This window comes from Streptococcus mitis, from assembly GCF_016658865.1.
GTDB lineage: Bacteria > Bacillota > Bacilli > Lactobacillales > Streptococcaceae > Streptococcus > Streptococcus mitis_BT.
The window spans coordinates 176,634-202,500 of the sequence record NZ_CP067992.1; the positions used below are offsets into that span (position 1 = coordinate 176,634).

The window sequence follows — 25,867 nt, forward strand, 5'->3', positions numbered from 1 at the left end:
TCTTGTTTAGTCTTGAGAGGTCTTGTGGGGCCTTAGCTCAGCTGGGAGAGCGCCTGCTTTGCACGCAGGAGGTCAGCGGTTCGATCCCGCTAGGCTCCATTGGTGAGAGATCACCAAGTAATGCACATTGAAAATTGAATATCTATATCAAATAGTAACAAGAAAATAAACCGAAACGCTGTAGTATTAAAAGAGTTTATGACTGAAAGGTCAAAAATAAGGTTAAGTTAATAAGGGCGCACGGTGGATGCCTTGGCACTAGGAGCCGAAGAAGGACGTGACAAACGACGATATGCCTTGGGTAGCTGTAAGTAAGCGATGATCCAGGGATTTCCGAATGGGGGAACCCAACAGGTACTACCTGTTACCCGCATCTGTTAAGGATGTGAGGAGGAAGACGCAGTGAACTGAAACATCTAAGTAGCTGCAGGAAGAGAAAGCAAAAGCGATTGCCTTAGTAGCGGCGAGCGAAACGGCAGGAGGGCAAACCGGAGAGTTTACTCTTCGGGGTTGTAGGACTGCAATGTGGACTCAAAGATTATAGAAGAATGATTTGGGAAGATCAGCCAAAGAGAGTAATAGCCTCGTATTTAAAATAGTCTTTGTACCTAGCAGTATCCTGAGTACGGCGGGACACGTGAAATCCCGTCGGAATCTGGGAGGACCATCTCCCAACCCTAAATACTCCCTAGTGACCGATAGTGAACCAGTACCGTGAGGGAAAGGTGAAAAGCACCCCGGGAGGGGAGTGAAATAGAACCTGAAACCGTGTGCCTACAACAAGTTCGAGCCCGTTAATGGGTGAGAGCGTGCCTTTTGTAGAATGAACCGGCGAGTTACGTTATGATGCGAGGTTAAGTTGAAGAGACGGAGCCGTAGGGAAACCGAGTCTGAATAGGGCGCCTTAGTATCATGACGTAGACCCGAAACCATGTGACCTACCCATGAGCAGGTTGAAGGTGCGGTAAGACGCACTGGAGGACCGAACCAGGGCACGTTGAAAAGTGCTTGGATGACTTGTGGGTAGCGGAGAAATTCCAAACGAACTTGGAGATAGCTGGTTCTCTCCGAAATAGCTTTAGGGCTAGCGTCGACATTAAGATTCTTGGAGGTAGAGCACTGTTTGGGTGAGGGGTCCATCCCGGATTACCAATCTCAGATAAACTCCGAATGCCAATGAATTATGGTCGGCAGTCAGACTGCGAGTGCTAAGATCCGTAGTCGAAAGGGAAACAGCCCAGACCACCAGCTAAGGTCCCAAAATAATTGTTAAGTGGAAAAGGATGTGGGGTTGCACAGACAACTAGGATGTTAGCTTAGAAGCAGCTATTCATTCAAAGAGTGCGTAATAGCTCACTAGTCGAGTGACCCTGCGCCGAAAATGTACCGGGGCTAAAACAATTTACCGAAGCTGTGGATACCTTTATAGGTATGGTAGGAGAGCGTTCTATGTGTGATGAAGGTATACCGTGAGGAGTGCTGGAACGCATAGAAGTGAGAATGCCGGTATGAGTAGCGAAAGACAGGTGAGAATCCTGTCCACCGTAAGACTAAGGTTTCCAGGGGAAGGCTCGTCCGCCCTGGGTTAGTCGGGACCTAAGGAGAGACCGAAAGGTGTATCCGATGGACAACAGGTTGATATTCCTGTACTAGAGTATGTAGTGATGGAGGGACGCAGTAGGCTAACTAAAGCAGACGATTGGAAGTGTCTGTCTAAGCAGTGAGGTGTGAACTGAGTCAAATGCTTAGTTCTATAACATTGAGCTGTGATGGGGAGCGAAGTTTAGTAGCGAAGTTAGTGACGTCACACTGCCAAGAAAAGCTTCTAGCGTTTAAACATACTCTACCCGTACCGCAAACCGACACAGGTAGTCGAGGCGAGTAGCCTCAGGTGAGCGAGAGAACTCTCGTTAAGGAACTCGGCAAAATGACCCCGTAACTTCGGGAGAAGGGGTGCTGACTTTACGTCAGCCGCAGTGAATAGGCCCAAGCAACTGTTTATCAAAAACACAGCTCTCTGCTAAATCGTAAGATGATGTATAGGGGGTGACGCCTGCCCGGTGCTGGAAGGTTAAGAGGAGTGCTTAGCGTAAGCGAAGGTATGAATTGAAGCCCCAGTAAACGGCGGCCGTAACTATAACGGTCCTAAGGTAGCGAAATTCCTTGTCGGGTAAGTTCCGACCCGCACGAAAGGCGTAATGATTTGGGCACTGTCTCAACGAGAGACTCGGTGAAATTTTAGTACCTGTGAAGATGCAGGTTACCCGCGACAGGACGGAAAGACCCCATGGAGCTTTACTGCAGTTTGATATTGAGTGTCTGTACCACATGTACAGGATAGGTAGGAGTCTATGAGATCGGGACGCCAGTTTCGAAGGAGACGTTGTTGGGATACTACCCTTGTGTTATGGCCACTCTAACCCGGATAGGTGATCCCTATCGGAGACAGTGTCTGACGGGCAGTTTGACTGGGGCGGTCGCCTCCTAAAAGGTAACGGAGGCGCCCAAAGGTTCCCTCAGAATGGTTGGAAATCATTCGCAGAGTGTAAAGGTATAAGGGAGCTTGACTGCGAGAGCTACAACTCGAGCAGGGACGAAAGTCGGGCTTAGTGATCCGGTGGTTCCGTATGGAAGGGCCATCGCTCAACGGATAAAAGCTACCCTGGGGATAACAGGCTTATCTCCCCCAAGAGTTCACATCGACGGGGAGGTTTGGCACCTCGATGTCGGCTCGTCGCATCCTGGGGCTGTAGTCGGTCCCAAGGGTTGGGCTGTTCGCCCATTAAAGCGGCACGCGAGCTGGGTTCAGAACGTCGTGAGACAGTTCGGTCCCTATCCGTCGCGGGCGTAGGAAATTTGAGAGGATCTGCTCCTAGTACGAGAGGACCAGAGTGGACTTACCGCTGGTGTACCAGTTGTCTTGCCAAAGGCATCGCTGGGTAGCTATGTAGGGAAGGGATAAACGCTGAAAGCATCTAAGTGTGAAACCCACCTCAAGATGAGATTTCCCATGATTTTATATCAGTAAGAGCCCTGAGAGATGATCAGGTAGATAGGTTAGAAGTGGAAGTGTGGCGACACATGTAGCGGACTAATACTAATAGCTCGAGGACTTATCCAAAGTAACTGAGAATATGAAAGCGAACGGTTTTCTTGGTTTGAATAGATATTCAATTTTGAGTAGGTATTACTCAGAGTTAAGTGACGATAGCCTAGGAGATACACCTGTACCCATGCCGAACACAGAAGTTAAGCCCTAGAACGCCGGAAGTAGTTGGGGGTTGCCCCCTGTGAGATATGGAAGTCGCTTAGCTCTAGGGAGTTTAGCTCAGCTGGGAGAGCATCTGCCTTACAAGCAGAGGGTCAGCGGTTCGATCCCGTTAACTCCCATAGGTCCCGTAGTGTAGCGGTTATCACGTCGCCCTGTCACGGCGAAGATCGCGGGTTCGATTCCCGTCGGGACCGTTAGAATAACGTAAGTTATTTTAGACTCGTTAGCTCAGTTGGTAGAGCAATTGACTTTTAATCAATGGGTCACTGGTTCGAGCCCAGTACGGGTCATATATGCGGGTTTGGCGGAATTGGCAGACGCACCAGATTTAGGATCTGGCGCTTAACGGCGTGGGGGTTCAAGTCCCTTAACCCGCATTAAGATATAATAAATGAGCCGGCTTAGCTCAGTTGGTAGAGCATCTGATTTGTAATCAGAGGGTCGCGTGTTCAAGTCATGTAGCCGGCATTTTTAGATAGAAGAAAACAGTGCGAACGTAGTTCAGTGGTAGAACACCACCTTGCCAAGGTGGGGGTCGCGGGTTCGAATCCCGTCGTTCGCTTAGAGAGGCCGGGGTGGCGGAACTGGCAGACGCACAGGACTTAAAATCCTGCGATTGGTAACGATCGTACCGGTTCGATTCCGGTCCTCGGCATAAACTAATGAGCACCCTTAGCTCAACTGGATAGAGTACCTGACTACGAATCAGGCGGTTAGAGGTTCGACTCCTCTAGGGTGCATTTTTCTATTTAACTCGGGAAGTAGCTCAGCTTGGTAGAGTACTTGGTTTGGGACCAAGGTGTCGCAGGTTCGAATCCTGTCTTCCCGATTCATTACAGAGATACGTAAGCGTACCTTTTTTGTTTAACTAGATATTATATACATTAAGAGAGAATCAGTTTGCTTCTCTCTTTTTTAATTGGCTCTTTGTCAACTGTAGTGGGTTGAAGAAAAGCTAAGATCTAGAAAGGACGGATTTCGTCCTTTCTTTTTTGATATTGAGAGCGATAAAAATCCGTTTTTTGAAGTTTTCAAAGTTCCGAAAACCAAATGCATTTCGTTTGATAAGTTTAATGAGATTATTAGTCGCTTCTAATTTGGCATTAGAATAAGGTAGTTGAAGAGCATTGACAATCTTTTCTTTGTCCTTGAGGAAGGTTTTAAAGACAGTGTGAAAAAGAGGATGAACCTGCTTTAGATTGTCCTCAATAAGTCCGAAGAATTTGTCAGGTTCCTTGTTCTGGAAGTGAAAAAGTAAGAGCTGATAGAGATTGTAGTGGTGTTTCAAGTCTTCTGAATAGCTCAAAAGCTTATCTAGAATCTCTTTGTTGGTTAGATGCATGCGAAAAGTAGGGCGATAGAAACGTTTATCACTCAATTTACGACTATCCTGTTGAATGAGCTTCCAGTAACGCTTGATAGCCTTGTATTCATGGGATTTTCGCTCAAACTGATTCATAATTTGGACACGCACACGACTCATAGCACGGCTGAGATGTTGGGCAATGTGAAAGCGGTCGAGAACGATTTTAGCGTTAGGAAAAAGTTTTCTGGAAATATCGTAGTAGGGGCTAAACATATCCATAGTAATGATTTTCACCTGACAACGAACGGCTCTATCGTAGCGCAGAAAGTGATTTCGGATGATAGCTTGTGTTCTGCCTTCAAGAACAGTGATAATGTTGAGATTATCAAAATCTTGCGCAATGAAACTCATCTTTCCCTTAGTGAAGGCATACTCGTCCCAAGACATAATCTCAGGAAGACGAGAAAAATCATGCTTAAAGTTGAAATCATTGAGCTTTCGAATGACAGTTGAAGTTGAAATGGAAAGCTGATGGGCAATATCGGTCATAGAAGTTTTTTCAATCAGCTTTTGAGCAATTTTTTGGTTGATGATACGAGGGATTTGATGATTTTTCTTTATTAGAGGAGTCTCAGCGACCGCTATTTTCGAGCACTGATAGCACTTAAAACGGCGTTTTCTAAGGAGGATTCTAGTAGGCATACCAGTCGTTTCGAGGTAAGGAATCTTAGACGGTTTTTGAAAATCATATTTCTTCATTTGACTTCCACACTCAGGACAAGATGGAGAGTCGTAGTCCAGTTTAGCGATGATTTCTTTGTGAGTATCCCTATTGATGATATCCATAAATTGGATATTAGGGTCTTTGATATCGAGCAGTTTTGTGATAAAATGTAATTGTTCCATATGATTCTTTCTAATGAGTTGTTTTGTCGCTTTTCATTATAGGTCATATGGGACTTTTTTTCTACACAAAAATAGGCTCCATAATATCTATAGAGGATTTACCCACTACAAATATTATAGAGCCCAAATTTCGTCCTTTCTTTTTTGATGTTTAGGGCGATAAAAATCCGTTTTTTGAAGTTTTCAAAGTTCCGAAATCCAAATGCATTTCGTTTGATAAGTTTGATGAGATTATTAGTGGCTTCCAATTTTGAGTTGGAATAAGGTAATTGAAGGGCGTTGTTAATCTTGTCTTTATCCTTGAGAAATGTCTTAAAGACAGTCTGAAAGAGAGGATGAACCTGTTTTAGATTGTCCTCAATGAGTCCGAAAAATTTGTCTGGCTCCTTGTTCTGAAAGTGAAAAAGTAAGAGCTGATAGAGATTATAGTGGTGTTTCAAGTCTTCTGAATAGCTTAAAAGTTTATCTAGAATCTCTTTATTCGTCAAGTGCATGCGAAAAGTAGGGCGATAAAATCGCTTATCACTGAGTTTTCGACTATCCTGCTGGAAGAGTTTCCAGTAGCGTTTGATGGCCTTGTATTCATGGGATTTTCGATTGAATTGATTCATGATTTGAACACGGACACGACTCATAGCACGGCTGAGATGTTGGACAATGTGAAAGCGATCAAGAATGATTTTAGCACAGGGAAAAAGTTGTCTAGCTAAGTCATAGTAAGGACTAAACAGATCCATAGTAATGATTTTTACCTGACAGCGAACAGCTCTATGGTAGCGAAGAAATTTATTTCGGATGACAGTTTGTGTTCTACCCTCAAGAACAGCTATGATACTGAGATTATCAAAATCTTGCGCAATGCACCTCATCTTCATCTACCGATTGAAACAGTCACTAACCTGACTGTTTTAACGTCCAAGGGCATAATTTCAGGCAAATGGCTAAAGTTACACTCAAAGTGAAAGTCATTGAGCTTGCGAATGACAGTTGAAGTTGAAATGGCTAGCTGATGTGAAATATCGATCATAGAAGTCTTTTCAATCAGCTTTTGAGTAATCTTTTGGTTGATGATACGAGGGATTTGGTGATTCCTCTTGACGATAGAAGTCTCAGCCACCATCGTTTTTGAACAGTGGTAGCACTTGAATCGACGCTTGCTAAGCAGAATTCTAGTAGGCATACCAGTCGTTTCAAGGTAAGGAATCTTAGACAGTTTTTGAAAGTCATATTTCTTCATTTGACTTCCCACAATGAGGACAAGATGGGGCATCGTATTCCAGTTTAGAGATGATTTCCTTGTGGGTATCCCTATTAACAACAGCTAAATTCCCAAACTAAGTTCCACCGCTAGTAAAAGTGGAAGTTACTTTGAGAAGTTACCCTTATTGATAGCATCCATAATTTGGATATTAGGATCTTTAATATCAAGTAGTTTTGTGATAAAGTGTAGTTGTTCCATATGATTCTTTCTAATGAGTTGTTTGCTAACTTTTCATTATAGATCTTATGGGACTTTTTTCTTTTTTCCTTTCGTGTTACAATAAAGGTATGAATCAGTATCAGAAAAAGATTGTTAAAGGAACCATTTATTCGCTTCTATCAGGCTTAATCTGGGGGATCTGTGGAATTTTAGGAGAATATTTCTTTACTCATTACCAGGTGTCCTCTGGCTGGATTACCTCTATGCGTTTGACATTGGCAGGGAGTATTGTGCTCATTTGGTCTGCGATGCAGTTAAAATCGCAAGTGCTAAATATTTGGCGAGACAAGAAAAATTACCTGCCCTTTTTAGCCTATGCTATTTTGGGAATTTTCTCAGTCCAGTATTTTTTCTATCTCTGTGTAGAATACTCAAATGCTGCGACAGCAACTATTTTACAGTTTATCAGCCCTGTCTTTATCCTCTTTTACAATCGCTTGGTTTATCAAAAACGAGCGTCAAAAAGCGCTATTTTTTATGTTTTGGTTGCCATGTTGGGTGTTTGCCTGATGGCGACAAAGGGAGATCTCTCTCAATTATCCATGACACCGCTAGCACTTGTGACGGGTTTGCTGAGTGCCATGGGGGTCATGTTTAATGTTATCTTGCCTCAACCTTTTGCGAAGCGCTATGGTTTTGTACCCACGGTTGGGTGGGGTATGATTTTAGCAGGTTTATTTAGCAATGTTCTCTCACCAGTTTATCAGCTTTCCTTTACTCTTGATATTTGGAGTATCTTGATTTGTCTCATTATCGCTTTCTTTGGGACGGCTTTTGCCTTTTTCATTTCCATGAAGGCGGTGTCCTTGGTTTCTCCCTTGGTGGTTTCCGTTATTAGTGCCAGTGAACCTCTCTCTTCTGCCCTTTTGAGTGTTTTATTTTTAGGATTGGTAGTGGATTGGTCCCTTCTTCTAGCTATGGCCCTTATTATTTTGCCCATGATTTTCCTATCGGTAGAAGAAGCGAAAGAAAGTAAATAAAAAGTCTTTTCTTAATTCTAAAAGTCTGCTATACTAGAATAGTCAATAAAACACGGGGAGATAGTTGTGAAGAGTGTTTTTAGGTTGTATCGGTAGGGGCTTACTTTTACCGACAGCACCTTTTATCTCACATCCCTAAAAATCATACCCAAAAACAAACAAAAAGGCTTCAAATTTGAGGCCTTTTTTGGTAGAATAGGTATCATTAAAATGAACTAGGAGGCGCCTATGACTGCTACAAAAATGAACGCACAAGAAATTATCCAATTTATCGCCAATGCTGAAAAGAAAACCAGTGTAAAAGTAACCTTTGAGGGACAACTCGCAACTGCTGTACCAAGCTCTGTTGTTAAACTAGGGAATGTCCTATTTGGAGACTGGAAGGACGTAGCTCCTCTTCTCGATGGCTTGGTAGAAAATCAAGACTATGTTGTTGAGCAAGATGCTCGTAATTCTGCAGTTCCCTTGCTAGACAAACGTGCTATCAACGCTCGTATTGAGCCAGGTGCGATTATCCGTGACCAGGTTGAAATTGGTGACAATGCTGTTATCATGATGGGAGCTGTTATCAATATCGGTGCTGAAATTGGTGCAGGAACTATGATTGATATGGGTGCTATCCTTGGTGGGCGTGCCATCGTTGGGAAAAACAGTCACGTTGGTGCAGGTGCGGTTCTTGCAGGTGTGATTGAGCCAGCTAGCGCAGAACCAGTCCGTGTTGGAGACAATGTTCTCATCGGTGCCAATGCAGTAGTTATCGAAGGAGTCCAAATCGGTAGTGGTTCAGTTGTTGCAGCAGGAGCTATTGTTACCCAAGATGTCCCAGAAAACGTAGTAGTAGCAGGCGTTCCGGCTCGTATCATCAAAGAGATTGATGCTCAAACCCAACAAAAAACAGCGCTAGAGGATGCACTTCGTACCTTATAATTGTAAAAGTAATAAAGAGGCGGAACCCTTCTTCCAGCCTCTTTCTGCTATATCGGAGGATAGATAGATGTTAGATTTGATTCAGACTAGACGAGATTTGCACCAGATTCCAGAGATTGGCTTGGAGGAGTTCAAGACTCAGGCTTATCTGCTGGATGTGATTGAGAAATTGACTGCGGGCAAGGATTTTGCCCAAGTTCGAACTTGGCGGACAGGTATTTTGGTTTACTTGCAGGGAAGTCAGCCAGAGCGTACCATTGGTTGGCGAACAGACATTGATGGCCTGCCTATCGTTGAACAAACAGAACTTCCTTTCGCTTCTCAGCACCAAGGTCGTATGCACGCTTGTGGCCATGATTTCCACATGACTATTGCTTTGGGTTGTCTTGAGCGTGCACTGGAGGAGCAACCAAAGAACAATCTGCTCTTCCTATTTCAGCCAGCTGAGGAGAATGAAGCTGGTGGCATGCTCATGTATGAGGATGGCGCTTTTGGAGACTGGTTGCCAGACCAATTTTATGGTCTCCATGTTCGACCAGATTTGAAAGTCGGCCAGATTGCGACCAATACACACACTCTCTTTGCAGGAACTTGTGAGGTGAAGATTCGTTTCAAAGGCAAAGGAGGACACGCAGCCTTTCCTCATGAAGCCAATGACGCCTTGGTAGCGGCTAGTTACTTTGTGACCCAAGTGCAGTCAGTTGTCAGCCGTAATGTTAACCCAATCGAGGGAGCAGTGGTGACCTTTGGTCTTTTCCAAGCTGGAACAACCAACAATGTCATCACAGATACAGCCTTTTTGCATGGAACCATTCGTGCCTTGACACAGGACATGAGCCTCTTGGTGCAAAAGAGGGTCAAAACAGTTGCAGAAGGAGTTGCAGCTGCCTTTGATATGGAAGTCGAAGTCGAACTCAAACAAGGTGGATACCTGCCTGTCGAGAACGATCCCGACTTGGCGCGTGAACTGATGAACTTCTTTGAAGAAAAAGACGGAATCGAGTTGATTGATATCGAGCCTGCTATGACAGGTGAGGACTTTGGTTATTTGCTTTCAAAGGTTGATGGCGTTATGTTTTGGCTTGGTATTGATAGTTCCTACGCCCTTCATCACCCTCAGATGAGTCCTAAGGAAGAAGCTCTAGCAATTGGGGTGGATGCGGTCTCTAGTTTCCTGAAAAAGAAGGCAGCAGAGTAGAGGATTTGTCTATGAAAGCAGAACTACGCAAGCAAGTCTTGCAGGAAATGAAGGCTATACCTAGAGAGCAAAAACAGGCTATAGACCAAGCTTTAACAGAAGGACTTTTACAACACCCCTTCTACCAAGAAGCAAATACAATCGCAACCTATCTCTCTTTTCCGCATGAGTTTCAAACTCAGGGATTGATTGAGCAGGCGCTGAAGGATGGCAAGAAGGTTCTAATACCCAAAACCTATCCCAAGGGGCGCATGGACTTTGTAGTCTATAATCCGCAGCAGTTGGTCAAAACTTCCTTTGGCTTACTGGAACCACAGGGAGATTTGGAAGTGGTGGATGCCTCTCAGATTGATTTGATTCATGTTCCAGGGCTGGCTTTTACGAGAGAGGGCTATCGGATTGGCTATGGTGGAGGTTATTATGACCGCTATCTGAAACATTTTACTGGTCATACTTTGAGTACGGTTTATCCTTGTCAAATTAAGGACTTTATTCCTGAAAAGCATGATATCCCTGTTCAGGAGGTATTAATTGATGAAGGAAATCGTTGATAGACGTTACCCTGTGACGAGTTTCTTCCTCTTAGTGACGGCCTTGGTATTTCTACTAATGTTAGTGACCACAGGAGGAAACTTTTACAGGGCAGATACCCTATTTCGATTTGGGGCAATGTATGGTCCTGCCATTCGCCTCTTTCCAGAGCAGATTTGGCGTCTCTTTTCGGCTATTTTTGTACATATTGGGTGGGAGCATTTCATTGTCAATATGCTTTCGCTTTATTATCTTGGAAGGCAGGTAGAGGAGATTTTCGGTTCTAAGCAGTTTTTCTTTCTCTATCTTTTATCAGGAATGATGGGCAATCTCTTTGTTTTTGTATTTAGTCCCAAATCCTTAGCAGCAGGAGCATCCACCTCTCTTTACGGACTATTTGCCGCGATTATCATTCTTCGTTATGCTACGCGTAATCCTTATATCCAACAGCTAGGGCAATCTTATCTGACACTTTTTGTGATTAACATTATTGGAAGTGTTCTGATTCCAGGAATCAGCCTAGCTGGCCATATCGGAGGTGCAGTTGGTGGAGCATTTCTAGCAGTTATATTTCCAGTTAGAGGCGAAAGACGGATGTATCGTACCAGCCAGAGGTTAGGAGCGATAGTCTTGTTCGTAGGACTAGCAGTCTTGCTTTTCTACAAGGGAATGGGAATGTGACGAAGTTGAAAGAAAATTTATGTAATGAAAAAAGATAAGGCATTTTTGTACTGCACCCCAAAAGTTAGACAGTAAAAATCTAACTTTTGGGGTGTTTTATTATGAAATTGAGTTATGATGATAAAGTTCAGATCTATGAACTTAGAAAACAAGGATATAGCTTAGAGAAGCTTTCAAATAAATTTGGGATAAACAATTCTAATCTTAGGTACATGATTAAATTGATTGATCGTTACGGAATAGAGTTCGTCAAAAAAGGAAAGAATTGTTACTATTCTCCTGAACTAAAACAAGAGATCATTGATAAAGTTCTTCTTGAGGGGCATTCACAAATTAGGGCGTCTCTGGATTATGCTCTTCTAAGTAGTGGATTACTTTCGAATTGGCTGGCACAATATAAGAAAAACGGGTATACTATTGTTGAGAAAACAAGAGGGAGACCACCTAAAATGGGACGTAAGCCAAAGAAGAGATTTGAAGATATGACAGAATTAGAACGTCTTCAAGCAGAGAATGAGTACTTGAGAGCGGAGAATGCCATTCTAAAAAAGTTGAGAGAACTCCGATTGAGGGACGAAAAGGAGCAAGAAGAAAAACGGAAATTGTTCAAGGACTGGTAACAGAGTTTTCTTTAGATATCCTTCTAAAGATTATTAAGCTTGCCCGTTCAACTTATTATTACCACTTAAAACAGCTGGATCAAAGCGATAAAGATTATGATATTAAAGCTGAAATTCAGTCAATTTATACTGAGCATAAAGGAAATTACGGCTATCGTCGCATGACTCTAGAATTACGAAATCGTGGCTTCGTAGTGAACCATAAGAAGGTGCAGCGTCTGATGAAAGTACTTGGTTTAACGGCTCGAATTCGCCGTAAAAGGAAGTATTCTTCATACCAAGGAGAGGTTGGCAAGAAAGCAGATAATCTTATTCAACGTCAATTTGAAGCAACCAAACCAATGGAAAAGTGTTATACGGATGTGACAGAATTTGCCATTCCAGCAAGCAGCCAAAAGCTTTATTTATCACCAGTTTTAGATGGCTTTAACAGCGAAATTATCTCCTACAATCTTTCTACTTCGCCGAACTTAGTACAAATGAAAGCTATGCTAGAACAAGCCTTTACAGAGAACCATTACGAGAATACAATTCTCCATAGTGACCAAGGATGGCAATACCAACACGATTTCTATCATCATTTTTTAAAGAATAAGGGAATCCAACCATCTATGTCACGTAAGGGAAATAGCCCAGATAACGGTATGATGGAATCTTTCTTTGGCATTCTTAAGTCTGAAATGTTTTATGGTTATGAGAATACGTTTCAGTCACTTGAACACTTGGAACAAGCTATTGTAGACTATATTGATTACTACAACAACAAACGAATTAAGGTAAAACTAAAAGGACTTAGCCCTGTACAATATAGAACTAAATCCTTTGCTTAAATTAATTGTCTAACTTTTTGGGGTCAGTACATTTTTGAACCTTATCTTTTTTATTTTATTCCTTCTCAGCCAATTCTTTTCCAAGTTGGATGAGGTATTCTTTCAAATCATCCTTGACTTGTGGGTGCTTGAGGGCGTAGTCAATAGATGTTTTCATAAAGCCAAACTTATCCCCAACGTCGTAACGAGCTCCTGTAAATTCACGGGCAAAAACACGTTGTGTTTTATTAAGCGTATCAATAGCGTCGGTAAGTTGGATTTCATTCCCAGCACCGGGAGCTTGATTTTCTAAGATATCAAAAATTTCCGGTGTCAGAAGATAGCGTCCGATGATTGCCAAATCACTTGGAGCATCTTCTGGAGCTGGTTTTTCAACAAAAGTTTCGACACTGTAGAGACCATTGATTCCTTCGCCTTGAGGCGCGATAACTCCATATGCTGAAACTTCTTCATGAGGAACAGGCATAACAGCGATTGTTGATGCGTGAGTTGTCTCGTAATCGTTCATCAATTGTTTTGTCAAGGGAACAGCGTGGTCATCTGTGATATCCATTAGGTCGTCACCAAGCATGACAACGAAGGGTTCATTCCCGACAAATGCTTTAGCTTGTAAGACAGCGTCTCCGAGGCCACGAGGATGACTTTGACGAATAAAATGGAGGCGAATTCCAGTAGTTTCATCAACTAATTTCAGTAAGTCATGTTTTCCTTTTTCTTTGAGGTTGTATTCAAGCTCAAAGTTTGAGTCAAAGTGATCCTCAATAGAACGTTTTGATTTACCAGTGACAACGAGGATATCTTCGATGCCTGATTTAAGAGCTTCTTCTACGATAAACTGGATAGTTGGTTTATCTACAATTGGCAACATTTCTTTGGCAAGGGCCTTGGTTGCTGGTAAAAATCGAGTTCCGAGTCCAGCGGCAGGGATGACTGCCTTTCTAACTTTTGATGTCATAAGAATCCTTTCTCTAGAGGGTTAAGACCACTCATTTTCTGCTTTAAATTCATTGTTCATGATGTCATAAATGGCATCTTTGATATTGGTTCCGTGGTAGATAACTTGGTAAATGGCCTTTGTAATGGGCATATAGACTCCAAGTTCTTGCGCTAGTTCATAGGCTGCTCGAGTCGTTGAAATTCCTTCGATTACCATGCCCATATTGGCTTCGATATCAGCTAGAGATTCTCCACGACCAAGGGCATCGCCAGCTCTCCAGTTACGAGAGTGGATGGAGGTTCCAGTTACGATCAAATCTCCCACACCTGATAAGCCACTATAGGTCAATGGACTAGCACCAAGTGCTACCCCTAGGCGGGTAATTTCTGCCAAGCCTCGAGCGATGATGGCTGCCTTGGCATTGTCACCAAATCCCAAACCATGTAAAGCTCCTGCACCGACAGCGATAATATTTTTGAGAGCACCGGCAGTTTCGACTCCAATAACATCCGTATTGGTATAAAGTCGGAAGTAGTGATTGCTAAAGAGTTCCTGAACGTATTGAGCTGTTTGTAAGTCTTTAGAAGCAGCAGTGATTAAAGTCAGGTCACGCACAATGGTCTCTTCCGCATGACTAGGCCCTGAGACAACGACAATATCACTGCGGAGATGTTCAGGAATTTCTTCTTCAAGAATGGTTGATAATCGTTTATGGCTATCAGGTTCTAATCCCTTTGATGCGTGCATGATGATAGCCTTATGGTCTAAGGTTTTTGCAACTTGTTTGGCAACAAGTCGTGTCACTTTTGTTGGGACAACAAACAAAATCGCATCTACATCTTTCAGTGCCTCTGATAAGTCGGTGTAGGCAATGATATTTTCATCTAGAACGACATCTTTAAAGTAGTGTTTGTTAGTATGATTGGTATTAATTTCATTGATTTGTTCGGGAAGATTTCCCCAAATACGTACCTCGTGTCCATTGTCATTTAAGACTTGTGAAAGGGCAGTTCCCCAAGAACCAGGCCCCAAGACGGCGATGGTTTGTTTTTCCATATTCCCCTCCTTTATAACCTTCTTTTTACTATTTTACCATAAAAACCTTTATCATGCATTACTATAGATGAAAGCGCACTAATTTATATCAAGGAGACTTCTTTGACAAGTTCTCACTTTTTTGCTAGAATAACATCACACAAACAGAATGAAAAGGAGCTGACGCATTGTCGCTCCCTTTTGTCTATTTTTTAAGGAGAAAATATGCTGATTCAGAAAATCAAAACCTACAAGTGGCAGGCACTGGCCTCGCTTCTGATGACAGGCTTGATGGTTGCTAGTTCACTTCTGCAACCGCGTTATCTGCAGGAAGTGTTAGACGCCCTCCTTGCTGGGAAATATGAAGCCATTTATAGTATCGGGGTTTGGTTGATTGGTGTGGCCTTGGTCGGTCTAGTTGCTGGTGGGCTCAATGTTGTCCTTGCAGCCTATATTGCTCAAGGAGTTTCATCCGACCTTCGAGAGGATGCCTTCCGTAAAATCCAAACCTTTTCTTATGCAAATATTGAACAGTTTAATGCGGGAAATCTAGTCGTTCGTATGACAAATGATATCAATCAGATTCAGAACGTGGTCATGATGACCTTCCAAATTCTTTTCAGACTCCCCCTCTTGTTCATCGGTTCGTTTATCCTTGCGGTTCAAACTTTGCCCTCTCTGTGGTGGGTGATTGTTCTCATGGTAGTCTTGATTTTTGGTTTGACTGCTGTCATGATGGGTATGATGGGGCCTCGTTTTGCCAAGTTTCAAACCCTTCTTGAGCGCATCAATGCCATTGCCAAGGAAAATCTGCGTGGCGTTCGCGTGGTCAAGTCCTTTGTCCAAGAAAAAGAGCAGTTTGCTAAGTTTACGGAGGTTTCAGACGAGCTTCTCGATCAAAATCTTTACATTGGCTATGCCTTTTCAGTGGTGGAACCCTTTATGATGTTAGTCGGCTACGGGGCGGTTTTCCTCTCTATTTGGCTGGTTGCTGGGATGGTTCAGTCGGATCCGTCAGTTGTTGGCTCCATTGCTTCCTTTGTCAATTACCTGAGCCAGATTATCTTTACCATTGTTATGGTTGGATTTTTGGGAAATTCTGTCAGCCGTGCCATGATTTCCATGCGTCGTATTCGAGAAATTCTTGACGCAGAGCCAGCTATGACCTTCAAGGATGTCCCAGATGAAGAGTTGGTTGGAAGTCTTAGCTTTGAAAATGTAACATTTACCTATCCAATGGATAAGGAACCAATGCTGAAAGATGTGAGCTTTACCATCGAGCCTGGTCAAATGATTGGTGTAGTTGGAGCGACTGGTGCAGGGAAGTCAACCTTGGCTCAACTGATTCCACGTCTCTTTGACCCACAGGAGGGAGCTATCAAAATTGGAGGCAAGGATATTCGAGAAGTGAGTGAAGGAACCCTGCGTAAAACAGTTTCTATCGTTCTCCAACGTGCCATTCTCTTTAGTGGAACGATTGCTGATAACTTGAGACAGGGCAAGGGAGATGCCACTCTATTTGAAATGGAGCGCGCAGCCAATATTGCCCAGGCTAGTGAATTCATTCATCGTATGGAGAAAACCTTTGAAAGTCCAGTTGAGGAACGAGGGACCAACTTCTCTGGTGGGCAAAAACAACGGATGTCGATTGCGCGTGGGATTGTCAGCAATCCACGTATTCTGATTTTTGATGATTCGACCTCAGCCTTGGATGCCAAGTCAGAGCGTTTGGTTCAGGAAGCCTTGAATAAGGACTTAAAAGGCACAACAACCATTATCATCGCGCAAAAGATTAGCTCGGTTGTCCATGCAGATAAAATTTTGGTTCTGGCTCAAGGTCGATTGATTGGTCAAGGGACACATGCAGACTTGGTTGCCAACAATGCCGTTTACCGTGAAATCTACGAAACACAGAAAGGAAAGGAGGAGTAAGATGAAGACAGTTCAATTTTTTTGGAATTATTTTAAAGTCTATAAACTATCATTTGTAGTTGTCGTTCTGATGATTGTTCTAGCGACTCTTGCCCAAGCCCTCTTTCCGGTCTTTTCTGGACAAGCGGTAACGCAACTAGCCAATTTAGTTCAAGCTTATCAAAATGGCAATCCAGAACTTGTTTGGCAAAGCCTATCAGGAATCATGGTCAATCTTGGTCTGCTAGTTTTGGTTCTATTTATCTCCAGTGTCATATACATGTGTCTTATGACGCGCGTGATTGCAGAATCGACCAACGAGATGCGCAAAGGCCTCTTTGGCAAGCTTGCTCGGTTGACGGTTTCTTTCTTTGACCGCCGACAAGATGGAGATATCCTGTCTCGTTTTACCAGTGATTTGGATAATATCCTCCAAGCCTTTAACGAAAGCTTGATTCAGGTCATGAGCAATATTGTTCTATACATTGGTCTGATTCTTGTCATGTTTTCGAGAAATGTGACGCTGGCCCTCATCACCATTGCCAGCACACCAGTGGCCTTTCTTATGCTGATTTTCATCGTGAAAATGGCACGCAAATACACCAACCTCCAGCAAAAAGAGGTAGGGAAGCTCAACGCCTATATGGATGAGAGTATTTCAGGACAAAAAGCCGTCATTGTCCAAGGAATTCAAGAGGATATGATGGCAGGATTTCTTAAACAAAATGAGCGCGTGCGCAAGGCAACCTTTAAAGGAAGAATGTTCTCTGGAATTCTTTTCCCTGTTATGAATGGGATGAGTCTGGTTAATACAGCCATCGTCATCTTTGCGGGTTCAGCTGTACTTTTAAATGATAAGACTATTGAAACAAGTACAGCCCTAGGTTTGATTGTTATGTTCGCCCAATTTTCACAGCAGTACTACCAGCCTATTATTCAAGTTGCAGCTAGTTGGGGAAGCCTTCAGTTGGCCTTTACAGGTGCTGAACGAATTCAGGAAATGTTTGATGCTGAGGAAGAAATCCGACCTGAAAAGGCTCCAATCTTCACTAAGTTGCAAGAAGGTGTTGAAATTAGTCATATTGATTTTTCATACTTGCCTGATAAACCTATTTTGAAAGATGTTAGCATTTCCGCTCCGAAAGGCCAGATGACAGCGGTTGTTGGTCCGACTGGGTCAGGGAAAACGACTATTATGAACCTTATCAATCGATTTTATGATGTTGATGCTGGCGGTATTTATTTTGACGGCAAAGACATCCGTGAATATGACTTGGATAGTCTCAGAAGTAAGGTGGGGATTGTCTTGCAAGATTCGGTCTTATTTAGCGGAACCATTCGAGACAATATCCGTTTTGGTGTGCCAGATGCCAGTCAGGAAATGGTTGAGGCAGCAGCAAAAGCAACCCATATTCACGACTATATCGAAAGCTTGCCTGATAAGTATGATACTCTTATCGATGATGACCAGAGCATCTTCTCAACAGGACAGAAGCAATTGATTTCTATCGCTCGAACCTTGATGACAGATCCAGAAGTTCTCATTCTCGATGAAGCCACTTCAAACGTAGATACGGTGACAGAAAGCAAGATTCAGCATGCCATGGAGGCGGTTGTAGCAGGTAGAACCAGTTTTGTCATTGCTCATCGCTTGAAAACCATCCTCAATGCAGACCAGATTATTGTCCTCAAAGATGGAGAAGTCATTGAACGTGGTAATCACCATGAACTCTTGAAGTTAGGTGGATTTTACTCAGAACTCTATCACAATCAATTTGTTTTCGAATAAGAAAGAAGTTGTCCTATGTGGGCAGCTTTTTCTTGTCCATAAAAAATATTTATCACGGCCTTTAAAAAAACATATTAGACGAAAGGCATTTTGAGTGATATGATAGGACTATCGTTAATATTCGAAAGGAGAGGCATCATGGCTAGAACGGTTGTAGGAGTTGCTGCAAATCTATGTCCCGTAGACGCAGAAGGTAAAAACATTCACTCATCTGTATCTTGTAGATTCGCAGAGAGCATTCGTCAAGTCGGTGGTCTCCCTTTAGTCATTCCTGTTGGTGATGAGTCAGTTGTACGTGATTATGTGGAAATGATTGATAAACTCATTTTGACAGGAGGCCAAAATGTTCATCCTCAGTTTTATGGAGAGAAAAAGACCATCGAGAGCGATGATTACAATCTGGTCCGTGACGAATTTGAATTGGCACTCTTGAAGGAAGCTCTCCGTCAGAACAAACCAATTATGGCAATCTGTCGTGGTGTTCAACTTGTCAATGTTGCCTTTGGTGGAACCCTCAATCAAGAAATCGAAGGTCACTGGCAAGGACTGCCTTTCGGAACATCTCATTCTATTGAGACAGTAGAAGGAAGTGTGGTGGCCAAGCTATTTGGAAAAGAAAGTCAGGTTAATTCCGTTCATCGTCAAAGTATTAAAGATTTGGCACCTAATTTCCGTGTGACTGCCATTGATCCAAGAGACCAAACCATCGAAGCGATTGAGTCTATCGACGAACACCGTATTATCGGTTTGCAGTGGCATCCAGAGTTTCTGGTTAATGAGGAAGATGGCAATTTAGAACTATTTGAGTATTTATTGAATGAACTGTGACGACTGGGACATCTGGTCGTTCTTTATTTTATTTTTTCAAAATTTTTGGAATGTGGCATTTTTACGCAAACGTTTGAATTCTGATAAAAATTGGAGAAATTCGACAAAAAAACTTGAAAAAAACGAAGGTAAGCGTTATGATAGAAAAGAAGAAATATTGGAGGAATAACATGTCACATATTAAATTTGATTATTCAAAAGTTTTAGACAAATTTGTTGCACCACATGAAGTGGAATACATGCAATCACAAGTAACAGCAGCAGATGAATTGATCCGTAAAGGAACTGGTGCTGGTAGCGACTTTTTGGGATGGTTGGACCTTCCTGAAAACTACGACCGCGAAGAATTTGACCGCATCTTGAAAGCTGCTGAGCAAATCAAATCAGACAGCGATGTTTTGGTTGTGATCGGTATCGGTGGATCTTACCTTGGTGCCAAAGCAGCAATCGACTTCTTGAACCACCACTTTGCAAACTTGCAAACAAAAGAAGAACGCAAAGCTCCACAAATCCTTTACGCAGGAAACTCAATCTCATCTACTTACCTTGCTGACTTGGTAGAGTATGTTGCAGACAAAGACTTCTCAGTAAACGTGATTTCTAAATCAGGTACAACAACTGAACCAGCGATTGCTTTCCGTGTCTTCAAAGAACTTTTGGTTAAGAAATACGGTCAAGAAGAAGCTAACAAACGTATCTATGCAACAACTGACCGCCAAAAAGGTGCTGTTAAGGTTGAAGCAGACGCTAACGGTTGGGAAACATTTGTTGTTCCAGATGATATCGGTGGACGCTTCTCAGTATTGACAGCCGTTGGTTTGCTTCCAATCGCAGCATCAGGAGCTGATATCAAAGCCCTTATGGAAGGTGCGAATGCAGCTCGCAAAGACTACACTTCAGATAAAATCTCTGAAAACGAAGCTTACCAATACGCAGCCGTTCGTAACATCCTTTACCGTAAAGGCTATGCAACTGAAATCTTGGTAAACTATGAGCCATCACTTCAATACTTCTCAGAATGGTGGAAACAATTGGCTGGTGAATCAGAAGGGAAAGACCAAAAAGGTATCTACCCAACTTCAGCCAACTTCTCAACTGACTTGCACTCACTTGGTCAATTTATCCAAGAAGGAACTCGTATCATGTTTGAAACAGTTGTTCGTGTTGACAAACCTCGTAAAAACGTGATTATTCCTACTTTGGAAGAAGACCTTGACGGACTTGGTTACCTTCAAGGAAAAGACGTTGACTTTGTAAACAAAAAAGCGACTGACGGTGTTCTTCTTGCCCACACAGATGGTGATGTACCAAACATGTACGTGACTCTTCCTGAGCAAGACGCTTTCACTCTTGGTTATACAATCTACTTCTTCGAATTGGCTATCGCCCTTTCTGGTTACTTGAATGCTATCAACCCATTCGACCAACCAGGTGTTGAAGCTTATAAACGTAACATGTTTGCCCTTCTTGGAAAACCAGGATTTGAAGAATTGAGCAAAGAACTTAACGCACGTCTATAGATAGAAGAAAAGAGTGGTTTGCCCACTCTTTTACTCTCTTTATTCATAGAAATTGGACTCAGCCAAGACTTGTGATATAATATAGAGAGCAAAAAGGCAGATGCCTAGAGACTTTATAGGAGAAACTATGTCAAAAGATATCCGCGTACGTTACGCACCAAGTCCAACAGGACTACTACACATCGGGAATGCCCGTACAGCATTGTTTAACTACTTGTATGCACGCCATCATGGTGGAACATTTATCATTCGTATCGAAGATACTGACCGTAAACGCCATGTCGAAGATGGTGAACGTTCACAGCTTGAAAACCTTCGTTGGTTAGGAATGGATTGGGATGAAAGCCCAGAAACACATGAAAACTACCGCCAGTCTGAACGTTTGGACTTGTATCAAAAATACATCGACCAATTGCTAGCTGAAGGAAAGGCCTACAAATCTTACGTCACAGAAGAAGAATTGGCAGCTGAACGCGAACGCCAAGAAGCAGCTGGTGAAACACCACGCTACATCAACGAATACCTTGGTATGAGTGAAGAAGAAAAAGCAGCTTACATCGCAGAACGTGAAACAGCTGGTATCATCCCAACAGTTCGCTTGGCGGTTAATGAGTCTGGTATCTACAAATGGCATGATATAGTCAAAGGCGATATCGAATTTGAAGGTGGCAATATTGGTGGCGACTGGGTCATCCAAAAGAAAGACGGTTACCCAACTTACAACTTTGCCGTTGTTATCGATGACCACGATATGCAAATCTCTCACGTTATCCGTGGAGATGACCACATTGCTAATACACCAAAACAGCTTATGGTCTATGAAGCGCTTGGTTGGGAAGCTCCGGAATTCGGTCACATGACCTTGATCATCAACTCTGAAACTGGGAAAAAGTTGTCTAAACGTGATACCAACACCCTTCAGTTTATCGAAGACTATCGTAAAAAAGGTTATTTACCAGAAGCAGTCTTTAACTTTATTGCTCTTCTTGGTTGGAACCCAGGTGGCGAAGATGAAATCTTCTCTCGTGAAGAACTCATTAAACTTTTCGATGAAAACCGCCTCAGCAAGTCTCCAGCAGCCTTCGACCAGAAGAAACTCGACTGGATGAGCAATGATTATATCAAGAATGCAGACCTAGAAACTATCTTTGAAATGGCAAAACCATTCCTAGAAGAAGCAGGTCGATTGACTGACAAGGCTGAAAAACTAGTTGAGCTCTATAAACCACAAATGAAGTCGGTAGATGAGATTATCCCATTGACAGATCTCTTCTTCTCAGATTTCCCAGAATTGACAGAAGCAGAGCGCGAAGTCATGGCTGGTGAAACAGTCCCAACAGTTCTTGAAGTCTTCAAAGCAAAACTCGAAGCGATGACAGATGATGAATTTGTGACAGAGAATATCTTCCCACAAATTAAAGCAGTTCAAAAAGAAACAGGTATCAAAGGAAAAAATCTCTTCATGCCAATTCGTATTGCTGTTTCAGGTGAAATGCATGGACCAGAATTGCCAGATACGATCTTCTTGTTAGGACGTGAAAAATCAATCCAGCATATCGAAAATATGTTAAAGGAAATCTCTAAATAAGAAGGGTACAATAATGGGCATCTGGGTAAAGATGTACGAAGAAGCACAGAAATTGTATAATCCACATGAAGTATCTGATTTTGTTTATTCAAATCATGTCGTTGCCGCAGTAGAAGCAGAAGATGGACAAATATTTACAGGATTCTGTATGGAGGGAACCTGTGGCGTTTTCCATCTCTGCGCAGAGCGGGCAGCACTCTTCAATATGTACCAATTCTCGGGACAAACTAAAGTTAAAAAAGTCTTAGCTTTTCGAGACAAACCACCTTATGGTGGAAGTTCGGGTATGCCTTGTGGCGCTTGCAGAGAGTTCCTCTTAGAGTTGAACGCTGAAAATAAGGATGCAGAATTCATGATGAACTACAATAGAAGAAAAACAGTGAAAGTCGCAGAACTAATCCCCTATTGGTGGGGAGAAGAACGTGCTTCTGAGTTTAATAATCAATAGAAGAGTCAGTATAATTCTGACTCTTTTTACTTAATTTGAAAAAAACAGAAAAAGTAGTTGACAAAGTTAGAAAAGTCTGTATAATAGTAAGAGTTGAAAATAACTCAGGTCCGTTGGTCAAGGGGTTAAGACACCGCCTTTTCACGGCGGTAACACGGGTTCGAATCCCGTACGGACTATGGTATGTTGTGGTTGAGGCACTTGATGAAAAATTTTTAAAAAAGTTTCAAAAAAGTGTTGACAAGCGAAAGCGGCTGTGATATACTAATATAGTTGTCACTTGAGAGAAGCGAGTGACAAAGACCTTTGAAAACTGAACAAGACGAACCAATGTGCAGGGCACTACAACTAAGGTTGTAGTACTGAACAATGAAAAAAACAATAAATCTGTCAGTGACAGAAATGAGTGAGAACTCAAACTTTTAATGAGAGTTTGATCCTGGCTCAGGACGAACGCTGGCGGCGTGCCTAATACATGCAAGTAGAACGCTGAAGGAGGAGCTTGCTTCTCTGGATGAGTTGCGAACGGGTGAGTAACGCGTAGGTAACCTGCCTGGTAGCGGGGGATAACTATTGGAAACGATAGCTAATACCGCATAAGAGTAGATGTTGCATGACATTTGCTTAAAAGGTGCAATTGCATCACTACCAGATGGACCTGCGTTGTATTAGCTAGTTGGTGGGGTAACGGCTCACCAAGGCGACGATACATAGCCGACCTGAGAGGGTGATCGGCCACACTGGGACTGAGACACGGCCCAGACTCCTACGGGAGGCAGCAGTAGGGAATCTTCGGCAATGGACGGAAGTCTGACCGAGCAACGCCGCGTGAGTGAAGAAGGTTTTCGGATCGTAAAGCTCTGTTGTAAGAGAAGAACGAGTGTGAGAGTGGAAAGTTCACACTGTGACGGTATCTTACCAGAAAGGGACGGCTAACTACGTGCCAGCAGCCGCGGTAATACGTAGGTCCCGAGCGTTGTCCGGATTTATTGGGCGTAAAGCGAGCGCAGGCGGTTAGATAAGTCTGAAGTTAAAGGCTGTGGCTTAACCATAGTACGCTTTGGAAACTGTTTAACTTGAGTGCAAGAGGGGAGAGTGGAATTCCATGTGTAGCGGTGAAATGCGTAGATATATGGAGGAACACCGGTGGCGAAAGCGGCTCTCTGGCTTGTAACTGACGCTGAGGCTCGAAAGCGTGGGGAGCAAACAGGATTAGATACCCTGGTAGTCCACGCCGTAAACGATGAGTGCTAGGTGTTAGACCCTTTCCGGGGTTTAGTGCCGTAGCTAACGCATTAAGCACTCCGCCTGGGGAGTACGACCGCAAGGTTGAAACTCAAAGGAATTGACGGGGGCCCGCACAAGCGGTGGAGCATGTGGTTTAATTCGAAGCAACGCGAAGAACCTTACCAGGTCTTGACATCCCTCTGACCGCTCTAGAGATAGAGTTTTCCTTCGGGACAGAGGTGACAGGTGGTGCATGGTTGTCGTCAGCTCGTGTCGTGAGATGTTGGGTTAAGTCCCGCAACGAGCGCAACCCCTATTGTTAGTTGCCATCATTCAGTTGGGCACTCTAGCGAGACTGCCGGTAATAAACCGGAGGAAGGTGGGGATGACGTCAAATCATCATGCCCCTTATGACCTGGGCTACACACGTGCTACAATGGCTGGTACAACGAGTCGCAAGCCGGTGACGGCAAGCTAATCTCTTAAAGCCAGTCTCAGTTCGGATTGTAGGCTGCAACTCGCCTACATGAAGTCGGAATCGCTAGTAATCGCGGATCAGCACGCCGCGGTGAATACGTTCCCGGGCCTTGTACACACCGCCCGTCACACCACGAGAGTTTGTAACACCCGAAGTCGGTGAGGTAACCTTTTAGGAGCCAGCCGCCTAAGGTGGGATAGATGATTGGGGTGAAGTCGTAACAAGGTAGCCGTATCGGAAGGTGCGGCTGGATCACCTCCTTTCTAAGGATAAGGAACTGCGCATTGGTCTTGTTTAGTCTTGAGAGGTCTTGTGGGGCCTTAGCTCAGCTGGGAGAGCGCCTGCTTTGCACGCAGGAGGTCAGCGGTTCGATCCCGCTAGGCTCCATTGGTGAGAGATCACCAAGTAATGCACATTGAAAATTGAATATCTATATCAAATAGTAACAAGAAAATAAACCGAAACGCTGTAGTATTAAAAGAGTTTATGACTGAAAGGTCAAAAATAAGGTTAAGTTAATAAGGGCGCACGGTGGATGCCTTGGCACTAGGAGCCGAAGAAGGACGTGACAAACGACGATATGCCTTGGGTAGCTGTAAGTAAGCGATGATCCAGGGATTTCCGAATGGGGGAACCCAACAGGTACTACCTGTTACCCGCATCTGTTAAGGATGTGAGGAGGAAGACGCAGTGAACTGAAACATCTAAGTAGCTGCAGGAAGAGAAAGCAAAAGCGATTGCCTTAGTAGCGGCGAGCGAAACGGCAGGAGGGCAAACCGGAGAGTTTACTCTTCGGGGTTGTAGGACTGCAATGTGGACTCAAAGATTATAGAAGAATGATTTGGGAAGATCAGCCAAAGAGAGTAATAGCCTCGTATTTAAAATAGTCTTTGTACCTAGCAGTATCCTGAGTACGGCGGGACACGTGAAATCCCGTCGGAATCTGGGAGGACCATCTCCCAACCCTAAATACTCCCTAGTGACCGATAGTGAACCAGTACCGTGAGGGAAAGGTGAAAAGCACCCCGGGAGGGGAGTGAAATAGAACCTGAAACCGTGTGCCTACAACAAGTTCGAGCCCGTTAATGGGTGAGAGCGTGCCTTTTGTAGAATGAACCGGCGAGTTACGTTATGATGCGAGGTTAAGTTGAAGAGACGGAGCCGTAGGGAAACCGAGTCTGAATAGGGCGCCTTAGTATCATGACGTAGACCCGAAACCATGTGACCTACCCATGAGCAGGTTGAAGGTGCGGTAAGACGCACTGGAGGACCGAACCAGGGCACGTTGAAAAGTGCTTGGATGACTTGTGGGTAGCGGAGAAATTCCAAACGAACTTGGAGATAGCTGGTTCTCTCCGAAATAGCTTTAGGGCTAG

Annotated in this window: 15 protein-coding genes, 12 tRNA genes, 4 rRNA genes and 1 pseudogene (1 of these 32 running past the window's edge); 28 read left to right on the forward strand and 4 right to left on the reverse strand. The window is 43.4% G+C overall.

Translation table 11 applies throughout. From position 1 onward, the window contains the following. Nucleotides 1–26 precede the first annotated feature (26 nt). The 12 genes from JJN14_RS00755 to JJN14_RS00810 all read left to right on the forward strand — a co-directional run bounded on the left by JJN14_RS00755 (nt 27) and on the right by JJN14_RS00810 (nt 4,100). Nucleotides 27–99 (forward strand) — tRNA-Ala (locus JJN14_RS00755). 121 nt (nt 100–220) lie between these two features. Beyond that, nucleotides 221–3,121, forward strand: a 23S ribosomal RNA gene (locus JJN14_RS00760). Between the two features lie 76 nt (nt 3,122–3,197). Beyond that, nucleotides 3,198–3,313: ribosomal RNA gene (rrf, locus tag JJN14_RS00765) — 5S ribosomal RNA — on the forward strand. 4 nt (nt 3,314–3,317) lie between these two features. Continuing rightward, nucleotides 3,318–3,390: transfer RNA gene (locus JJN14_RS00770), tRNA-Val, on the forward strand. Nucleotides 3,391–3,392: 2 nt separating this feature from the next. Next, nucleotides 3,393–3,465: transfer RNA gene (locus JJN14_RS00775), tRNA-Asp, on the forward strand. Between the two features lie 23 nt (nt 3,466–3,488). Next, nucleotides 3,489–3,561, forward strand: a tRNA-Lys gene (locus JJN14_RS00780). Between the two features lie 5 nt (nt 3,562–3,566). After that, nucleotides 3,567–3,648, forward strand: a tRNA-Leu gene (locus JJN14_RS00785). 18 nt (nt 3,649–3,666) lie between these two features. Continuing rightward, nucleotides 3,667–3,739: transfer RNA gene (locus tag JJN14_RS00790), tRNA-Thr, on the forward strand. Nucleotides 3,740–3,761: 22 nt separating this feature from the next. Further along, a tRNA-Gly gene (locus JJN14_RS00795) sits at nt 3,762–3,833 on the forward strand. Between the two features lie 7 nt (nt 3,834–3,840). Continuing rightward, a tRNA-Leu gene (locus JJN14_RS00800) sits at nt 3,841–3,926 on the forward strand. A gap of 11 nt (nt 3,927–3,937) precedes the next feature. Next, nucleotides 3,938–4,011, forward strand: a tRNA-Arg gene (locus JJN14_RS00805). Nucleotides 4,012–4,026: 15 nt separating this feature from the next. Beyond that, nucleotides 4,027–4,100, forward strand: a tRNA-Pro gene (locus JJN14_RS00810). A 126-nt stretch (nt 4,101–4,226) separates the two neighbouring features. On the opposite strand, the gene JJN14_RS00815 is transcribed toward JJN14_RS00810, so the two are convergent. Then, a complete protein-coding gene (locus JJN14_RS00815; protein ID WP_201058285.1) occupies nt 4,227–5,483 on the reverse strand; it encodes an ISL3 family transposase in 1,257 nt (418 codons plus the stop codon). A gap of 98 nt (nt 5,484–5,581) precedes the next feature. Next, nucleotides 5,582–6,942, reverse strand: a pseudogene (locus tag JJN14_RS00820) (ISL3 family transposase). A gap of 89 nt (nt 6,943–7,031) precedes the next feature. On the opposite strand from JJN14_RS00820, the gene JJN14_RS00825 reads away from it, so the two are divergent. From JJN14_RS00825 to JJN14_RS00850, 6 genes are all read left to right on the forward strand, one after another. Next, nucleotides 7,032–7,943, forward strand: coding sequence for a DMT family transporter (locus tag JJN14_RS00825; protein WP_201058660.1), 912 nt, complete (start codon nt 7,032–7,034; stop codon nt 7,941–7,943). A 228-nt stretch (nt 7,944–8,171) separates the two neighbouring features. Next, nucleotides 8,172–8,870, forward strand: coding sequence for a 2,3,4,5-tetrahydropyridine-2,6-dicarboxylate N-acetyltransferase (dapD, locus tag JJN14_RS00830; RefSeq protein ID WP_000127460.1), 699 nt, complete (start codon nt 8,172–8,174; stop codon nt 8,868–8,870). Nucleotides 8,871–8,937: 67 nt separating this feature from the next. Beyond that, nucleotides 8,938–10,068 (forward strand): N-acetyldiaminopimelate deacetylase, encoded by a 1,131-nt coding sequence (locus tag JJN14_RS00835; protein ID WP_201058661.1) that lies wholly within the window; start codon nt 8,938–8,940, stop codon nt 10,066–10,068. A gap of 11 nt (nt 10,069–10,079) precedes the next feature. Next, a complete protein-coding gene (locus JJN14_RS00840) occupies nt 10,080–10,619 on the forward strand; it encodes a 5-formyltetrahydrofolate cyclo-ligase (RefSeq protein WP_201058662.1) in 540 nt (179 codons plus the stop codon). Next, the gene (locus tag JJN14_RS00845; RefSeq protein WP_201058663.1) at nt 10,603–11,280 is read left to right on the forward strand and encodes a rhomboid family intramembrane serine protease; all 678 of its coding nucleotides are present in this window, start codon (nt 10,603–10,605) and stop codon (nt 11,278–11,280) included. Before JJN14_RS00840 ends, JJN14_RS00845 begins: the two co-directional genes overlap by 17 nt. Before the next feature lie 101 nt (nt 11,281–11,381). Further along, a protein-coding gene (locus JJN14_RS00850) for an IS3 family transposase (protein WP_201058010.1) occupies nt 11,382–12,730 on the forward strand; the annotation gives its coding sequence in 2 pieces (ribosomal slippage) (nt 11,382–11,832 and nt 11,832–12,730; 1,350 coding nt in all). Nucleotides 12,731–12,785: 55 nt separating this feature from the next. On the opposite strand, the gene galU is transcribed toward JJN14_RS00850, so the two are convergent. Further along, on the reverse strand, nt 12,786–13,685 hold the full coding sequence (gene galU / locus JJN14_RS00855) for a UTP--glucose-1-phosphate uridylyltransferase GalU (RefSeq protein WP_201058664.1): 900 nt from the start codon (nt 13,683–13,685) through the stop codon (nt 12,786–12,788). 21 nt (nt 13,686–13,706) lie between these two features. Then, complete coding sequence (locus JJN14_RS00860; protein WP_201058665.1) at nt 13,707–14,723, reverse strand: NAD(P)H-dependent glycerol-3-phosphate dehydrogenase; 1,017 nt, start codon at nt 14,721–14,723, stop codon at nt 13,707–13,709. Between the two features lie 204 nt (nt 14,724–14,927). On the opposite strand from JJN14_RS00860, the gene patA reads away from it, so the two are divergent. The 10 genes from patA to JJN14_RS00910 all read left to right on the forward strand — a co-directional run. Beyond that, on the forward strand, nt 14,928–16,634 hold the full coding sequence (gene patA, locus JJN14_RS00865) for a multidrug efflux ABC transporter subunit PatA (protein ID WP_201058666.1): 1,707 nt from the start codon (nt 14,928–14,930) through the stop codon (nt 16,632–16,634). Between the two features lies 1 nt (nt 16,635). Next, nucleotides 16,636–18,402, forward strand: coding sequence for a multidrug efflux ABC transporter subunit PatB (gene patB, locus JJN14_RS00870; protein ID WP_201058667.1), 1,767 nt, complete (start codon nt 16,636–16,638; stop codon nt 18,400–18,402). A gap of 138 nt (nt 18,403–18,540) precedes the next feature. Beyond that, entirely contained in the window at nt 18,541–19,230 is a 690-nt protein-coding gene (locus JJN14_RS00875) for a gamma-glutamyl-gamma-aminobutyrate hydrolase family protein (RefSeq protein WP_000124770.1), read from the forward strand. 170 nt (nt 19,231–19,400) lie between these two features. After that, nucleotides 19,401–20,750: a glucose-6-phosphate isomerase gene (locus JJN14_RS00880; protein ID WP_000018269.1), complete on the forward strand. Its 1,350-nt coding sequence runs from the start codon at nt 19,401–19,403 to the stop codon at nt 20,748–20,750. Between the two features lie 127 nt (nt 20,751–20,877). Next, nucleotides 20,878–22,338: a glutamate--tRNA ligase gene (gene gltX, locus JJN14_RS00885; RefSeq protein ID WP_201058668.1), complete on the forward strand. Its 1,461-nt coding sequence runs from the start codon at nt 20,878–20,880 to the stop codon at nt 22,336–22,338. Nucleotides 22,339–22,351: 13 nt separating this feature from the next. Beyond that, nucleotides 22,352–22,786, forward strand: a complete 435-nt coding sequence (locus JJN14_RS00890) for a cytidine deaminase family protein (RefSeq protein WP_201058669.1) — start codon at nt 22,352–22,354, stop codon at nt 22,784–22,786. Between the two features lie 107 nt (nt 22,787–22,893). Next, nucleotides 22,894–22,965 (forward strand) — tRNA-Glu (locus tag JJN14_RS00895). 242 nt (nt 22,966–23,207) lie between these two features. Next, a 16S ribosomal RNA gene (locus JJN14_RS00900) occupies nt 23,208–24,754 on the forward strand. Nucleotides 24,755–24,805: 51 nt separating this feature from the next. Then, nucleotides 24,806–24,878, forward strand: a tRNA-Ala gene (locus JJN14_RS00905). A gap of 121 nt (nt 24,879–24,999) precedes the next feature. Further along, nucleotides 25,000–25,867 (forward strand): 23S ribosomal RNA (locus tag JJN14_RS00910) (it continues 2,033 nt past the right edge of the window). The 16S and 23S rRNA genes sit together here with 2 tRNA genes alongside, the layout of an rRNA operon.

What these genes read in the sequence shown, in the direction of transcription:
- JJN14_RS00890 (WP_201058669.1), top strand. Translation starts at nt 22,352, where the DNA reads ATGGGCATCTGGGTAAAGATGTACGAAGAAGCACAGAAATTGTATAAT.
- JJN14_RS00845 (WP_201058663.1), top strand. Translation starts at nt 10,603, where the DNA reads ATGAAGGAAATCGTTGATAGACGTTACCCTGTGACGAGTTTCTTCCTC.
- JJN14_RS00815 (WP_201058285.1), bottom strand. Translation starts at nt 5,483, where the DNA reads ATGGAACAATTACATTTTATCACAAAACTGCTCGATATCAAAGACCCT.
- patA (WP_201058666.1), top strand. Translation starts at nt 14,928, where the DNA reads ATGCTGATTCAGAAAATCAAAACCTACAAGTGGCAGGCACTGGCCTCG.
- patB (WP_201058667.1), top strand. Translation starts at nt 16,636, where the DNA reads ATGAAGACAGTTCAATTTTTTTGGAATTATTTTAAAGTCTATAAACTA.
- JJN14_RS00835 (WP_201058661.1), top strand. Translation starts at nt 8,938, where the DNA reads ATGTTAGATTTGATTCAGACTAGACGAGATTTGCACCAGATTCCAGAG.
- JJN14_RS00875 (WP_000124770.1), top strand. Translation starts at nt 18,541, where the DNA reads ATGGCTAGAACGGTTGTAGGAGTTGCTGCAAATCTATGTCCCGTAGAC.
- JJN14_RS00860 (WP_201058665.1), bottom strand. Translation starts at nt 14,723, where the DNA reads ATGGAAAAACAAACCATCGCCGTCTTGGGGCCTGGTTCTTGGGGAACT.
- JJN14_RS00880 (WP_000018269.1), top strand. Translation starts at nt 19,401, where the DNA reads ATGTCACATATTAAATTTGATTATTCAAAAGTTTTAGACAAATTTGTT.
- dapD (WP_000127460.1), top strand. Translation starts at nt 8,172, where the DNA reads ATGACTGCTACAAAAATGAACGCACAAGAAATTATCCAATTTATCGCC.
- JJN14_RS00840 (WP_201058662.1), top strand. Translation starts at nt 10,080, where the DNA reads ATGAAAGCAGAACTACGCAAGCAAGTCTTGCAGGAAATGAAGGCTATA.
- gltX (WP_201058668.1), top strand. Translation starts at nt 20,878, where the DNA reads ATGTCAAAAGATATCCGCGTACGTTACGCACCAAGTCCAACAGGACTA.
- galU (WP_201058664.1), bottom strand. Translation starts at nt 13,685, where the DNA reads ATGACATCAAAAGTTAGAAAGGCAGTCATCCCTGCCGCTGGACTCGGA.
- JJN14_RS00825 (WP_201058660.1), top strand. Translation starts at nt 7,032, where the DNA reads ATGAATCAGTATCAGAAAAAGATTGTTAAAGGAACCATTTATTCGCTT.